The following is a 13135-nucleotide window of genomic DNA, read 5'->3' as shown; positions in this document are numbered from 1 at the left end:
AACACAAAAGAGGACGAAGGCGCTGTTAGAGAGAACATCGCCACTGTGATAAACTGAAGCGTCGCCCTTTGAAAACTGTTATTCATCATGAAATTGCATCATAAAGCGCTCAGGCTCTTTATCTCCGCAAGCGTCATTGTACTGACGTCCTCTTTTCTGGCTTATGAACTGATCGCCAGTGACAGGGCGATGAATGCCTATATGGGCTACATCATCGAAAAGGCAGACTCTTCATTTTTGTATGACAAGTACCAGAATCAGAGCATTGCAGCTCATTTAATGCGCACGTTCACGGAGCCCAAAACACCGCCATCCGATGAACAACAATATGCGTTATGCCGCGGATTTGAAACAGGTCGCAATACCCACGGCATCAATCTCACCACTCATAATAACCCATCGCTACATGGAACACTGCAAACCGCCGAGGCAAACTGCGCGATCGTAGCTGACGACGCTCCTCTGTTGTTCGCTTTTGATCAGGCGGTGGCGGCGAATCGTAACCAGAAGGATTATGGTAAAGGGCTGGGCACTGTAGAAGATAAATTCCACTACTATCTGGATATTAAAAAACGCTACGTCTATTTTTATAACCTGATTGACTCCAGACAATTTTTTATGCACCACTGGTCTTTTCTGCGAAAGGGAACGCTGGGAATCAACCGTAACGATATTGATGGTCAGTTCACAGGGCGAACAGTGCTCTCAAGCATTTATCAGGACGATCTTACGGAAAAAAATGTGATGAGTTTTTTAACTCCCGTTTATCTACATGGAAAGTTAAAAGGCATAGTAATGGTGGATATTAACCAGGATAACCTGAAGAATATTTTTTACACTCAGGATCGTCCACTGGTCTGGCGCTATCTGGACGCGACTCTGTTCGACCTTAATTCAGAGAAAAAAATCATCGTCCATCAGAGCGAAAATAACCTCTTTAATTATGTTAATTATGTTCACGACCTGCCAGGCGGAATCCGTGTCACATTATCTCTCGACATCCTGTATTTTATTGTCTCATCATGGAAACTGTTCGCCTTTTACCTGCTCGTTACCGCTACGTTACTGAACATGGTCAGAATGCATTTTCGCCTTTACCATAATGTCAATCGTGAAAATATCAGCGATGCGATGACCGGCCTCTATAACCGTAAAATCCTGACACCGCAGCTTGAACAGCGTTTGCAGCGACTGGTCAACACAGGCACCTCCGTGACGTTTATCGCCATCGATCTGGATAGGTTGAAAGTCATTAACGACACGCAGGGGCATCAGGAAGGCGATCGCACAATTACATTGCTGGCAAAAGCCATTGAAGCATCGGTGCGTAAAACAGATTATGCAATAAGATTGGGAGGTGATGAATTTTGTGTAATTCTTATCGATTCAGTTGTACCGGCAACAACTTTACCTGAGCGTATTGCCAATAAGTTGCGAATCATCGCGCCAGATAAGGTGATTAGTTTTTCCGCTGGACTTTATCATATGCAACCTGAGGATACGATCCAGGACGCATACAAGGCCTCTGATGAGCAACTCTATCTCAACAAACAACAAAATCATGCACGTTTGTGATACCCTTTTGCCGTTAAAACTTCATCGCAATATTGGGAGTGAATGATGAATGAAGTCGCTAAGGGAATCACGGCTCACCAGCGTTTGATTACCCTTTTATCGCAGGAAGGCGCCACTTATCGTGTACTCAGCCACGAGGCGGTCGGTAAGTGCGAAGCGGTTTCGGAAATTCGCGGCACCGCACTGGGCCAGGGGGCAAAAGCGCTGGTATGTAAAGTGAAAGGCAATGGCGTCAATCAACATGTCCTGGCGATCCTTTCCGCTGACCAGCAGGCCGATCTCGCCCAACTCGCAAACCATCTCGGCGGACTAAGAGCTTCGCTTGCCAGCCCTGCCGAGGTGGATGCGCTGACCGGCTGCGTCTTTGGCGCGATTCCCCCTTTTAGCTTCCATCCTAACCTGAAGCTGGTGGCCGATCCGCTGTTGTTCGAACGCTTCAACGAAATCGCGTTTAACGCCGGCGTACTGGAAAAATCGGTCATTATGAATACCGACGATTACCTGCGCATTGCGCAGCCGGAACTGGTCAACTTTCGCCGAGCGCAATAACGGCTCAGAAACGTCTTTCCAGCACCAGTACGGAAATCACAATCACCGCGGCAATAGCGAAAAATGATGAGGTAATGATCAGTGTTTCAATCAGCATATGATCGTTCATGGTTTCACCCCGTTGTGACAGAGAAAACGGCTCACCTGTTATTGATAAATCGAATTAATGGCAATTTAATGACAGCAAGCCTGATCTGCCCGGAAAATTCTCCTCAGGCATTCGCCTGAAAATGTACCGTTATTGATAAAAAAGCCTGTTCACTCACGTATTTGCGCGTACAGTAAGCAGGCTTATCTTTCTCTGGCAAGGAAACCACGATGTTTGATGTCACTCTGCTGATCCTGCTTGGACTGGCAGCGCTGGGCTTTATCAGCCATAACACCACTGTCGCCGTTTCAATTCTGGTGTTGATCATTGTCCGCGTTACCCCACTCAATACGTTTTTCCCGTGGATTGAGAAACAGGGGCTGACCGTCGGGATCATTATCCTGACTATCGGCGTCATGGCGCCGATCGCCAGCGGTTCGCTGCCTCCCTCTACGCTCATTCACTCCTTCGTCAACTGGAAATCACTGGTTGCCATCGCCATTGGCGTCTTCGTCTCCTGGCTGGGCGGGCGCGGCGTTACGCTGATGGGAAGCCAGCCGCAGCTGGTCGCGGGTTTACTGGTGGGGACGGTACTGGGCGTCGCGTTGTTCCGGGGCGTGCCGGTCGGCCCGCTCATTGCCGCAGGCCTGGTGTCGCTGATTATTGGGAAGCAGTAAGCCCGGCCAGATAACGGCCCGGCGTTTGCCCCAGCCCCTTTTTAAACATGGTGATAAACGCGGTCGTTGAATCATAACCCAGCGTTTGAGCGACGTGCTGCACGCTGTGTCCGTCAATCAGCGCCTGCAACGCCAGAATAAGCTGCAACTGGTGACGCCAGCGACGAAAGCTCAGGCCGGTTTCCTTTACCACCAGTCGGGCAAGATTGCGTTCGCTCATGGCGAACAGGCTCGCCCACTGCCCCAGCGTTTGCCAGCGTGCTGGTTCACGCGCCATCGTCTCCACCATTTGACGTATTTTGGGATGCCCAGAGACCGGGAGCTGCATCTGCTCCTGTGGTTGCTGCGGAAGCTCATCAAACAAGACCTGTGTCAGGCGCTGCGTCATTGGCTCGGTACGCTGAATATCCGTTCTCGCGGCAAGCGCCAGAATCAGCTCCCGACACAATGGCGTTATTTTTAGCGTACAGCAGCGATCCGGCATCACGACCGCATCCGGCTCAATAAACAGAAAACATAATTCCGCCCCCGCCGTGACGTGGTTACTGTGGGGAATTTCGCCGGGAACCCATACCGCATACTGTGGCGGCACCATCCACATGGCGCTTTCTACCTCGCAGGTAATAGCGCCATGCAGCGCCAGGATCAGTTGCCCTTTTCGATGGTGATGCAGCGGACTGAAAAGCTCATCTTCGCGAGCGCGAATGCAAAAGGCCACAGCCGCATCATGGTGAAGGTCAGGCTCGTAGCCATCCAGTCTCAGGCCAATCATCATATTGTCCGATTTTAGCGATAAACTGTCATTTTAGCTTGATTGATCCAGAGAGTAAAAACGGTAAGGTATCGCCTCGCCTGTTGATATGAGAAAACAATGACTATTTCCCCTTCATTACGCGGCAAAAACGGTGCATTACTGATTGCCGGTATTCTGATGATTGCGACGACGCTGCGCGTTACCTTCACTGGCGCTGCGCCGTTACTGGAGACGATTCGTGCGGATTACGGGCTAACTACCGCACAAACGGGCCTCCTGACCACGCTTCCCTTGCTGGCTTTCGCGCTGGTCTCTCCGCTGGCGGCAAACATTGCGCGTCGGTTCGGCATGGAACGTAGCCTGTTTGCCGCCATGCTGTTGATTTGCTTTGGTATTGCCGTGCGCTCGCTGCCTTCTGCCGGCTTCCTGTTTACCGGCACAGCCATTATTGGTTGCGGTATCGCGCTGGGAAACGTGCTGCTCCCCGGGCTGATTAAACGCGATTACTCACAGCATGTGGCAAAACTGACCGGCGCCTATTCATTGACGATGGGCGCCGCAGCAGCGGTGGGTTCGGCAATGGTCGTACCGCTGGCGTTGCATGGCTTTGGCTGGCGCGGCGCGCTGTTAATGCTGATGCTGTTTCCCCTGCTGGCCTTTCTTATCTGGCTGCCGCAGTGGCGCAACACGGCCACCGCCAACCTGAGCAGCTCCCGCGCGTTACACTCGCGCGGCATCTGGCGATCCTCCCTCGCCTGGCAAGTCACCTTATTCCTCGGCATTAACTCGCTTATCTATTACGTTATCATCGGCTGGCTGCCCGCGATTTTAATCAGCCACGGCTACAGTGAAGCGCAGGCCGGATCGCTACACGGCCTGCTGCAACTGGCGACGGCTGCGCCGGGACTGTTGATTCCGCTCATCCTGCACCGGTTCAAGGATCAGCGCAGTATTGCCGCGCTGGTATCGCTCATGTGCGCTCTCGGCGCGGCCGGGTTCTGGTTTGTGCCGGAACAGGCGGTGCTGTGGACGATTCTGTTTGGGTTTGGCTCTGGCGCGACGATGATTTTGGGACTGACGTTTATCGGGCTGCGCGCCAGTTCCGCACACCAGGCGGCGGCGCTTTCGGGCATGGCGCAATCTGTCGGCTATCTGCTGGCGGCATGTGGGCCGCCGTTGATGGGTAAGATTCATGATGCCAACGGCGACTGGCACATCCCGCTAATTGGCGTGGCGGTTCTGGCGGTCGCGATGGCGATATTCGGCCTTTATGCCGGACGCGATCGGGAGATCGCAGCAAAATAACCGAACGGGCAGGCATTGACCTGCCCTTGTTTTTATCCCCGTGCGGCTCGCAGCATCGCCTGCACCAGGGGAACGGGTTTTCCCGCCAGCGCGCCACGTTCATGCTGAAAAAGCGTACCAACGAAAAAGGGATGCGTTACCAGTTCCACGGCACGGATGTCTCCCGCCTCATCCCACCCGGTAACCCGCAAATCGCCATTCTCAAGTTCAGCGGCAAAATCCTCTGATACCCCGTAGTTGCAGTGATACCCTTCGGAGATAACGTCCTGCCCGTAGGCTTTGGCGACCAGCGTATTCGCCCTCAGTTCGATATCATCCGTTTTTTCCACCAGCGAGCAGCTCAACGGGGCGATAACCATCCGGCCGGAAGCATCAGTTTCGGCGTGCGCCGCATCGCGCCAGCCCAGCACGTTGCGGGCATACTCGAGGATCGCGTGCTGGAATCCGCCGCAGGTTCCCAGAAAAGGAATGCTGTTTTCACGGGCATAGCGAATAGCAATCAGTGCCCCTTCGGTATTTTTATAGGGACTGCCGGGAACAACCCAGATGGCATCATAGCCCACCAAATCTTCGTCACTATTGATGTCGGGCGTCGTCAGCCAGTCATAGTCCGCCATTAACTCCAGCACGGCGGCCGCATCATCAATAGCAAGGGGGATGGCCTGGTGCGCCACGATATCGGGGTTGTAATCACCCACCAGCGCAATACGTAGCGTGTCTTTAACAGGGGAAAGTTCCATGAGGCGTTCCTTATGTCAATGCAATGAGGGACAACATAAGGAACCTCAGACTACCGATCTTTTACTGTTATCACAATCCCTTAAATTGAGGAGGTTCGAAGTGCTATAGTGATGACGTTCTACGTTTCAGAAACAGCCTGCTACGTCAGCATGACGCGGCACGATTTTCCGGCAATCAGATTAATGAAGTCATGGCCTGGATTGAGGAGAGAAAAGGATGAAAATTCAGTGTAAACGCGTCTACGACCCGGCAGAAAAAAGCGACGGCTACCGTGTACTGGTTGACAGGCTGTGGCCGCGAGGGGTCAAAAAAACCGATCTGGCCTTTGACGAGTGGGATAAAACGCTGACGCCTTCATCTGAATTACGCAAGGCCTTTCACTCTGAAGTGATTGATTTCAAGAACTTTACTGAGCAATACCGGAGTGAACTCGACCAACAGAAGCAGGAAGGTAAACGGCTGGCGGATATTGCCCGCCAGCAGACGCTGACCCTGCTATATGCGGCAAAGAACACAGAGCAGAATCACGCACTTGTCCTGGCCGACTGGCTACGCGGATTGTGATTCGCACACAAAATCCGCCAAAACACGGCGCACGCGCAAAGCGATGCGCCGGGTGTCACTTACCGCTGGCAGGATGATCTCTGCGCCAGAGATCCCACTCTTCAATCACTTCACCGCCGGGTAGTTTACATTCCGTGCGTACCCCTTGCGGGCTTTGAACGGGCACTCGCGTACCGCCCTTCTGTTCGCAATAGACGGCAGCCGGGTTTGCCATACCTATCTGCGGAGGTTTCGGCGCCTCGGGCTGGGATGACGACGAACAGGCGGAGAGCGCCAACGCGCACGGCAGCGCGACAAACATGAATCTCATATGAACTCCCGTTAACATTACACCCCGACAGGTTAACCCGCCTGCCGTTGTATCTCCATGTTTTCTTGCGATGCGTATCAGAATGAAAAGCGTGACGTTAAAACATCTTTTGTCACGCACGACGCCCTGCTATCCTTGCTCGTCTTCCTATAACGAGAACGGGTGATAGCATGAAATTAGGCATTATTTTTCCTGTCGTAATTTTCATCACGGCGGTGACTTTTTTGGCATGGTTTTTCATCGGCGGCTACGCCACGCCGGGGGCGTAACGATGAAGAAAACGACGCTCATCATGATTGGCATTGCGATTATCGCGGTGGCAGGAACCAACCTGGGCTGGTGGTAACGGGCTTATCAAAATAATAAAGGCCACCAACGGTAGCCTTTTAGTCTTACGAACTACTTCGCTTAACTTTTGATTTTTCTGTAGATAAACAGAACGACAATCGCGCCGATAACCGCTACGGCAAAGCTGCCAAAGTTGAAGCCGTCAACTTTGCCAAACCCGAAGAACGTGCTGATCCATCCCCCTACCACGGCACCGACGATCCCCAGGATGATCGTCATGAAGAATCCGCCGCCATCCTTACCAGGCATAATCCACTTCGCCAGAATACCTGCAATAAGCCCAAAGATAATCCATGAAATAATGCCCATTTTTTCCTCACTTATGTTTGTACGTTAGCGGTTTACTCGCCGTTAAAAAGAATAGCACATCATCAGAGAATTGAAATTTGTGATAAATGTCACTTTTATTATTTTTTATTTACTCCCATAAAAGTTGGGGTTGCAAGTTTAGATGATAAAGATTATCTTTCTCATTACTGAATAGTTGAGCAAATCACTCAGGTATTCAGTACGACATTGCTCACATTGCTTCCAGTATTTTTGCCCGCCTCACTGAGTGCGGGCTTTTTTTTGACGTTTACTCGTCATTTATGACGAATCCGCTGTCATTTTCTTCATCTTTCCGCAGACAAGCCCCGCCGCGCCTGAGTTTCTGTTTCTGGCACGGTTTGTGCTTTAACAGCCCGTCGCTACGACAAACCGAAGCCAGCGCCATGTTGCGCGTCGGCTTCGACTACAATTCGCGCTATTTCAGCTTTTAACAGGTCTGTTATTGATGAAAAAAATCACCAGTGTGTGCCCGTACTGTGGGGCCGGGTGCAAGCTCAAGCTTGTTGTTGAAAATAACAAAATTATCCGTGCCGAAGGCGCAGAGGGTGTAACCAACCAGAACCAGTTATGCCTGAAAGGCTACTATGGCTGGGACTTCCTTAACGACACGCGGCTTCTGACGCCACGTCTGACCCGCCCGATGATCCGCTATCAAAAAGGCGGAAAATTTACCCCCGTCAGTTGGGATGAAGCAATCCGCTATACCGCACAACGCTTATCCGCCATTAAAGAAACCTTTGGGCCCCGCGCCATTATGACGACGGGCTCTTCCCGTGGGACAGGGAATGAGACCAACTACGTCATGCAGAAATTCGCCCGCGCCGTACTCAATACCAACAATGTCGATTGCTGCGCCCGCGTATGCCACGGCCCTTCCGTCGCCGGGTTGCAGGAGACGCTGGGTAATGGGGCGATGAGTAACTCCATCAGCGATATAGAGAACTCCAAATGCCTGCTGATTTTCGGCTATAACTGCGCAGACTCTCACCCTATTGTCGCGCGCAGAGTCATTAAGGCCAGGCAGAACGGCGCCAAAATTATCGTGTGCGATCCCCGGCGCATTGAGACCGCCCGTATTGCCGATCAGCACCTGCAACTGAACAACGGTTGCAATATGGCGCTGGTTAACGCCTTTGGCTACGTTCTGCTTGATGAACACCTTTACGACACGGAGTACGTACAAAAGCACACGGAAGGACTGGAGGCCTACCGGGAGACCGTAAAAGATTACGCCCCGGAATCCGTCGAACATTTAACCGGCATCCCTGCCCAGCAGGTGCGTCAGGCGATGCGAACGTTCGCCGCCGCCCCTTCCGCTACGGTCATGTGGGGAATGGGCGTGACCCAGTTTGGTCAGGCTGTCGACGTCGTGCGCGGTTTGTCGAGCCTGGCGCTGCTGACGGGCAATCTGGGGCGTCCTGACGTCGGCGTCGGCCCGGTACGCGGTCAGAACAACGTCCAGGGAGCGTGCGATATGGGCGTTCTGCCTAACCAGTTCCCCGGCTACCAGGACGTGACGGATGCAGCCGCCAGAGAGAAATTCGCGCAAGCCTGGGGAATCGATGCCAGCCTGATGGATGACAAAGTCGGCACGCGTATTACCGAGGTGCCGCACCTGGCGATGGAAGGCAAAATTAAAGCCTACTACATCATGGGGGAAGATCCGCTGCAAACCGAGGCCGACCTGGGGCTGGTGCGAGCCGGTTTCGAGGCGCTGGACTTTATCGTGGTGCAGGATATTTTCATGACCAAAACGGCAGAAATGGCGGATGTTCTCCTGCCCGCGACCTCATGGGGCGAACACGGCGGCGTCTTCACCTGTGCCGACCGAGGCTTCCAGCGGTTTGAAAAAGCCATCGACCCCACCGGAGATGTGAAGCGCGACTGGGAGATTATCAGTCTGCTGGCGACCGAAATGGGCTACCCGATGCATTATGAAAGTAACCAGCACATCTGGGATGAGATGCGCGAACTGTGTCCGCTTTTCTACGGTGTCACCTGGGAGAAAATGGGCGATATGGGGCATGTGCAGTGGCCGTGCCCGGATCTTGACCACCCCGGCACACCGTATCTTTACGCACATAGTCAGTTTGATACGCCCAGCGGCAAAGGCAAGTTATTCGCCGCACCGTGGCGGGCTCCGGCGGAAGTTCCTGATGATGCGTTCCCGATGGTACTCTGTACCGTTCGCGAAGTGGGACACTATTCCTGCCGCTCAATGACCGGCAACTGCGCTGCGCTACAGGCGCTGGCAGATGAACCTGGCAACGTGCAAATCAACACGAACGACGCGGAAAAACTGGGGATTCGTCATCGCGAACTGGTGTGGGTGAGTTCACGTCGCGGTAAAGTCATCAGCCGGGCCGATGTTTCAGATCGCATTAACCAGGGGACGGTCTATATGACCTATCAATGGTGGATAGGCGCCTGTAACGAACTGACTCAGGATAATCTTGATCCGATTTCGAAAACGCCTGAAACCAAATACTGCGCCGTGAAGGTCGAAGCCATTACCGATCAGCGCTGGGCGGAAAACCATGCTGCCCAATCGTACAGCGATATGAAGTCGCGTTTATGCGAGGCAATTGCATAAGCCGCGCTGTGCCTGTTAGCCCGGGTTCGGGAAAAAGAACCCGGGCGTTTTCATCCGCGAACCTCAATATTCCGCATGCTGTGGTTCCGCCGTCTGCAACGCAATATATTCATCTTGTTTATCGCGTTTCATAAACGTCAGCGTAACCAAAAAAAGCCCGATCATGAACGGCAATTCGTACAGTTCTTCAATCAAATCGGTGTATTGCTTACTGTGCAGGAACAGCGGCGCCAGTAACCGATGATGCTCCACCGTATCGGAAATTAAAAACGCACAGGCAGTAACAGTTAGCAACCACAGCGGCAGGGATTCTTCACGCAGCCGACGCGCAATTTCCTGGCGCAAAGTCTTTGAGATCAATACCGGAAGCACAAGCGCGGCGATCAGGACGACGGAAATCCCCCGGAAGATCATTTTGGGATGTTCAGGAAAGTAGTCGCGCCCCCAGCTGGTGCTTCGCCCTAACAACACCAGCCACCACACCACCGCCCAAAGCCAAAACTGCTTTGCGCCGTCAGGGCGAGACAACGGCCTGATATACCAGGCGGTAAATAGCGCACCAAACAGTAGCCATAGCGCCTGCCCATTTTCAATCCATAACACCACGACGCCATTTAGCAGAGGTACGTGCCAGTTCGCAGTGAAAGGAATAACCAACGCAACAAGCGCAAGGACGAGAGCCGACGAGGTTAATCGAGTATCAAATTTCATGGTGGTCATTTTCTGTTCAGTGTTTGATGCTCAATCATATATTTTATGAATGCCAGAGCATTAACAAACAATGCGATGTTCTTAAGGTTTCCTTAATATTTCTTTTCAATTAATTTCAGTTGTCAGGTACATGCTGATATCAGGCGAAAAAAAAACCGCCCAGCGTCGTGATAGCGCTGTGCGGTTTAGCGTAACGGTTAAAAAATCGCGGTCGCAGGCTTCCCGAACGGGATCACCAGCCGCAAACGTCGTGCTCGTTTTCGGTGTCGTATGAGCGCACGGTGTTCACCAGATCTTTCACCACTTCTGCCGCAACGTCCGGGACCAGCAGTGTCATCGGCGCTTCAGTTTCATAATCAACTGAAACACCGTTGCTGTTATTGGTTACGGTAACGGTATAGGTCGCTTTGCCCATGATTTACTCCTTCCCGGTATGAATGACTTTTCGTTGGCTGGCGCTTTCCATCAGCACTTCCGGTGCAACAAAAAAGTCGATGTTAAAGTAGGTATCGTCGCTCATCACTTCGATGTTGTGCCATTTTTCCGGGGGAAAAACACCGAACTGACCGGCTTCAATGATCATCACTTTTTCCGGTTCCGGGCTGTGTTCATCTGCGTATCCGAGATATTTGACCGCCCCCTGCATAACCGACAGGCGAGGATAAACCCCTGGTCGGGTTCCTTTATCAAGGTGGCGTTCGAAAATTCCGGCTGGCGCGGTGTCTTTATTCCAGAACGGAGTGGAGCGTGTATGGATATGATTTTGTGGAATTTGAAGCATTTTATTCCCTCTTCCAGTAACAACCAGCGATCTTACTGAATCGCTGCTGTAAAAAGGGTACGCCTCATAAGATGTGTTTTAAATACCATTTATTGGTTATTTTTTTCCGTCGCGCGTGGCGGTGAGCATCATCTTTAAGTAAAAAGTAAAAACGGAAGGCCCACAGAGTGCGCGGGCCTGATGGCGTTATGACTGAAGCGTCGCCAGACGTGCGGCAAAACCAACGAAAATCAAACCGATAAGGGAATTCCCCACCTTCGCCAGTTTCTTTTTCGTGCGAATGTACTGCGTTACAAAAGCGCCCGAAATAATCAGGAAGCTCAGATAGAAAAAGCTCACCACTTCAAGCGTTGTCGCCAGGATAAAAAATGACAGCCCCGCGTGCGGCGCATTGACGTCAATAAACTGGACGAAAAACGAAACGTAAAAAAGGATGGCTTTGGGATTGGTCAGGCTCAGTATTAAGGCACGTTTAAAGATTGCGCCAAACGGAACCTCATCATGCGCCACTTCGCTCCCTTTCGATTTAAGCGTGGCGTAAAGGATCTTCGCACCAAGATACAGCAGATAAAAAGCGCCGAGATAACGAACGATATTAAACAGCACCGGCGTTGTTTTTATTAATGTTGCGACGCCCGCATACGCCAGAAACATCAGCACCGCATCGCCAATGAACACCCCGCTGGCGGCGAGATATCCGCCTTTCATCCCTCGCCCGACGCTGTTTTTCAGCACAAATATCGTATTAGGCCCCGGCACCAGCACGATAAAAATGGCCCCAACCAGATACGTCCAGTAGTTCAGAACTCCATACTCTGCGAACACGTTAACCTCTTCCTGAAAAAAACAGATACGCTTTACTGCGAAACAATATGCTAACGAATGAACTGAATGATGGGAAGGGAAATCATAGCGTTGCGTTATATCATGATATTTACCGGCAAAGGCGCCTTACTTATGACAGATATCGCTCTTTTGGGACACCGTCGCAACACGATGGCGGGTCCTGCCGGACCCGCCATAATGACAACATCTTAGTGGTGCAACATCTCGTCGACGACCTCTTCGGCCTTCAGCTGGTACGGATAATAGGTTGGCCAGTTATCCATTTCTTCAAGCAATGCCTGCTGGGAGGTGTTCCCCATAAAGATATGGAAATGGCTCGACTTACGCGGCGCGATAATATGATCGCTGAACTGCACATATTTAGGCGCGTTGCTCTTTGCATCTTTACACTCAAACAGATAGCGAACGCCTTTTTTACCGGATGCGTAGGTCAGGATTTTGTGTCCGGCATAATCGTATTGGCAGGACTCAACCTGATTACCGGTGTGAAATTCCATGACGCCATTCTCAATGCCGATAGTATCCACATTGGTGGCGTAGCCTTTACGGTAATAGGCCTTAATCTCCTCGGCCGTTTTGCTGTTATCTTTCTCCGCTTTCTTTTTAAATACCGGATCAAGCTCCCCGCTTACCAGATACGGATAAACAGACTGCCACATACCGTCCCAGTCCGTTAGCGCCCTGTCCTTCACGTTTTTATCGTCAAAAACGCCTTCTGCCGCCTTTTGCTCCATCTCCGTTAGCGGTGCGCCATGTGAATGGTGCCCATGCGCAAGCGCGTGTCCGCTAACCAGAAGCATTCCCAGAGCTACTGCTAATTTTTCAAAATGAATCGCCAAAATATCACCCTCAATCAGTGCGTAAAGATGGAATGTTATAATATAACATCACCATTAATTCAACTCTGAATGAGAAGCATAAAAAACGGGAGCACACAGGCTCCCGCTTATTCCAACAAACTAA

16 protein-coding genes and 1 pseudogene are annotated in these 13135 nt (G+C 51.7%); 7 read left to right on the top strand and 10 right to left on the bottom strand.

All coding sequences use genetic code 11. The annotated features are described in order from the left end of the window. Positions 1 to 87 precede the first annotated feature (87 nt). A complete protein-coding gene (gene dgcJ, locus OGY62_RS13550; RefSeq protein ID WP_012132675.1) occupies positions 88 to 1575 on the top strand; it encodes a diguanylate cyclase DgcJ in 1488 nt (495 codons plus the stop codon). Positions 1576 to 1620: 45 nt separating this feature from the next. Continuing rightward, the gene (locus OGY62_RS13545) at positions 1621 to 2124 is read left to right on the top strand and encodes a YbaK/prolyl-tRNA synthetase associated domain-containing protein (protein ID WP_012132676.1); all 504 of its coding nucleotides are present in this window, start codon (positions 1621 to 1623) and stop codon (positions 2122 to 2124) included. A gap of 4 nt (positions 2125 to 2128) precedes the next feature. Here OGY62_RS13545 and yoaI read toward each other — a convergent pair whose 3' ends face one another. Beyond that, entirely contained in the window at positions 2129 to 2233 is a 105-nt protein-coding gene (gene yoaI / locus OGY62_RS13540) for a small membrane protein YoaI (protein WP_096753847.1), read from the bottom strand. A 209-nt stretch (positions 2234 to 2442) separates the two neighbouring features. Here yoaI and OGY62_RS13535 point away from each other — a divergent pair, with 209 nt between their 5' ends. After that, positions 2443 to 2889 carry a DUF441 domain-containing protein gene (locus tag OGY62_RS13535; RefSeq protein ID WP_012132677.1) on the top strand — a complete coding sequence of 149 codons (447 nt, stop codon included), beginning with the start codon at positions 2443 to 2445 and terminating at the stop codon, positions 2887 to 2889. Here OGY62_RS13535 and OGY62_RS13530 read toward each other — a convergent pair. Beyond that, positions 2872 to 3661, bottom strand: a pseudogene (locus OGY62_RS13530) (AraC family transcriptional regulator); the annotation flags it as partial. The gene OGY62_RS13535 and the pseudogene OGY62_RS13530 overlap by 18 nt on opposite strands. Positions 3662 to 3760: 99 nt before the next feature. Between OGY62_RS13530 and OGY62_RS13525 the strand changes: the two are divergent. Beyond that, entirely contained in the window at positions 3761 to 4948 is a 1188-nt protein-coding gene (locus OGY62_RS13525; RefSeq protein ID WP_230011220.1) for a CynX/NimT family MFS transporter, read from the top strand. Positions 4949 to 4980: 32 nt separating this feature from the next. On the opposite strand, the gene OGY62_RS13520 is transcribed toward OGY62_RS13525, so the two are convergent. Continuing rightward, positions 4981 to 5688 (bottom strand): CTP synthase C-terminal region-related (seleno)protein, encoded by a 708-nt coding sequence (locus OGY62_RS13520; RefSeq protein WP_012132680.1) that lies wholly within the window; start codon positions 5686 to 5688, stop codon positions 4981 to 4983. A gap of 217 nt (positions 5689 to 5905) precedes the next feature. On the opposite strand from OGY62_RS13520, the gene OGY62_RS13515 reads away from it, so the two are divergent. After that, the gene (locus OGY62_RS13515; protein ID WP_012132682.1) at positions 5906 to 6253 is read left to right on the top strand and encodes a DUF488 domain-containing protein; all 348 of its coding nucleotides are present in this window, start codon (positions 5906 to 5908) and stop codon (positions 6251 to 6253) included. Positions 6254 to 6308: 55 nt separating this feature from the next. Here OGY62_RS13515 and OGY62_RS13510 read toward each other — a convergent pair whose 3' ends face one another. Continuing rightward, complete coding sequence (locus OGY62_RS13510; RefSeq protein WP_024130397.1) at positions 6309 to 6563, bottom strand: putative hemolysin; 255 nt, start codon at positions 6561 to 6563, stop codon at positions 6309 to 6311. 170 nt (positions 6564 to 6733) lie between these two features. Between OGY62_RS13510 and OGY62_RS13505 the strand changes: the two genes are divergently transcribed. After that, positions 6734 to 6832, top strand: a complete 99-nt coding sequence (locus OGY62_RS13505) for a YoaK family small membrane protein (RefSeq protein ID WP_024130398.1) — start codon at positions 6734 to 6736, stop codon at positions 6830 to 6832. A 139-nt stretch (positions 6833 to 6971) separates the two neighbouring features. Here OGY62_RS13505 and OGY62_RS13500 read toward each other — a convergent pair whose 3' ends face one another. Next, positions 6972 to 7220 (bottom strand): GlsB/YeaQ/YmgE family stress response membrane protein, encoded by a 249-nt coding sequence (locus tag OGY62_RS13500; RefSeq protein WP_012132684.1) that lies wholly within the window; start codon positions 7218 to 7220, stop codon positions 6972 to 6974. 466 nt (positions 7221 to 7686) lie between these two features. On the opposite strand from OGY62_RS13500, the gene fdhF reads away from it, so the two are divergent. Then, positions 7687 to 9834, top strand: coding sequence for a formate dehydrogenase subunit alpha (gene fdhF, locus OGY62_RS13495; protein ID WP_286460086.1), 2148 nt, complete (start codon positions 7687 to 7689; stop codon positions 9832 to 9834). 63 nt (positions 9835 to 9897) lie between these two features. On the opposite strand, the gene OGY62_RS13490 is transcribed toward fdhF, so the two are convergent. From OGY62_RS13490 to zinT, 5 genes are all read right to left on the bottom strand, one after another. Next, positions 9898 to 10545, bottom strand: a complete 648-nt coding sequence (locus tag OGY62_RS13490; protein ID WP_024130399.1) for a hypothetical protein — start codon at positions 10543 to 10545, stop codon at positions 9898 to 9900. Positions 10546 to 10777: 232 nt separating this feature from the next. Beyond that, positions 10778 to 10960, bottom strand: coding sequence for a DUF1869 domain-containing protein (locus OGY62_RS13485; RefSeq protein ID WP_012132688.1), 183 nt, complete (start codon positions 10958 to 10960; stop codon positions 10778 to 10780). Between the two features lie 3 nt (positions 10961 to 10963). Beyond that, entirely contained in the window at positions 10964 to 11326 is a 363-nt protein-coding gene (gene yeaR, locus OGY62_RS13480; RefSeq protein WP_024130400.1) for a DUF1971 domain-containing protein YeaR, read from the bottom strand. 186 nt (positions 11327 to 11512) lie between these two features. Beyond that, positions 11513 to 12151, bottom strand: coding sequence for a leucine efflux protein LeuE (gene leuE / locus OGY62_RS13475; RefSeq protein WP_012132690.1), 639 nt, complete (start codon positions 12149 to 12151; stop codon positions 11513 to 11515). A gap of 209 nt (positions 12152 to 12360) precedes the next feature. Continuing rightward, positions 12361 to 13011 (bottom strand): metal-binding protein ZinT, encoded by a 651-nt coding sequence (gene zinT / locus OGY62_RS13470; protein ID WP_024130401.1) that lies wholly within the window; start codon positions 13009 to 13011, stop codon positions 12361 to 12363. Positions 13012 to 13135 lie beyond the last annotated feature (124 nt).

Source organism: Citrobacter sp. CK198, assembly GCF_030333295.1.
Taxonomy (GTDB): domain Bacteria; phylum Pseudomonadota; class Gammaproteobacteria; order Enterobacterales; family Enterobacteriaceae; genus Citrobacter_B; species Citrobacter_B koseri.
Note: the sequence above shows the minus strand (reverse complement) of the source record. Positions and strands in the feature narration are given on the sequence as shown.

Excerpts from the sequence above, each read along its gene's own strand:
- yoaI (WP_096753847.1), bottom strand. The coding sequence starts at position 2,233 with ATGAACGATCATATGCTGATTGAAACACTGATCATTACCTCATCATTT.
- OGY62_RS13515 (WP_012132682.1), top strand. The coding sequence starts at position 5,906 with ATGAAAATTCAGTGTAAACGCGTCTACGACCCGGCAGAAAAAAGCGAC.
- OGY62_RS13525 (WP_230011220.1), top strand. The coding sequence starts at position 3,761 with ATGACTATTTCCCCTTCATTACGCGGCAAAAACGGTGCATTACTGATT.
- OGY62_RS13485 (WP_012132688.1), bottom strand. The coding sequence starts at position 10,960 with ATGGGCAAAGCGACCTATACCGTTACCGTAACCAATAACAGCAACGGT.
- yeaR (WP_024130400.1), bottom strand. The coding sequence starts at position 11,326 with ATGCTTCAAATTCCACAAAATCATATCCATACACGCTCCACTCCGTTC.
- dgcJ (WP_012132675.1), top strand. The coding sequence starts at position 88 with ATGAAATTGCATCATAAAGCGCTCAGGCTCTTTATCTCCGCAAGCGTC.
- fdhF (WP_286460086.1), top strand. The coding sequence starts at position 7,687 with ATGAAAAAAATCACCAGTGTGTGCCCGTACTGTGGGGCCGGGTGCAAG.
- OGY62_RS13500 (WP_012132684.1), bottom strand. The coding sequence starts at position 7,220 with ATGGGCATTATTTCATGGATTATCTTTGGGCTTATTGCAGGTATTCTG.
- OGY62_RS13535 (WP_012132677.1), top strand. The coding sequence starts at position 2,443 with ATGTTTGATGTCACTCTGCTGATCCTGCTTGGACTGGCAGCGCTGGGC.
- OGY62_RS13545 (WP_012132676.1), top strand. The coding sequence starts at position 1,621 with ATGAATGAAGTCGCTAAGGGAATCACGGCTCACCAGCGTTTGATTACC.
- OGY62_RS13490 (WP_024130399.1), bottom strand. The coding sequence starts at position 10,545 with ATGAAATTTGATACTCGATTAACCTCGTCGGCTCTCGTCCTTGCGCTT.
- OGY62_RS13510 (WP_024130397.1), bottom strand. The coding sequence starts at position 6,563 with ATGAGATTCATGTTTGTCGCGCTGCCGTGCGCGTTGGCGCTCTCCGCC.
- OGY62_RS13520 (WP_012132680.1), bottom strand. The coding sequence starts at position 5,688 with ATGGAACTTTCCCCTGTTAAAGACACGCTACGTATTGCGCTGGTGGGT.
- OGY62_RS13505 (WP_024130398.1), top strand. The coding sequence starts at position 6,734 with ATGAAATTAGGCATTATTTTTCCTGTCGTAATTTTCATCACGGCGGTG.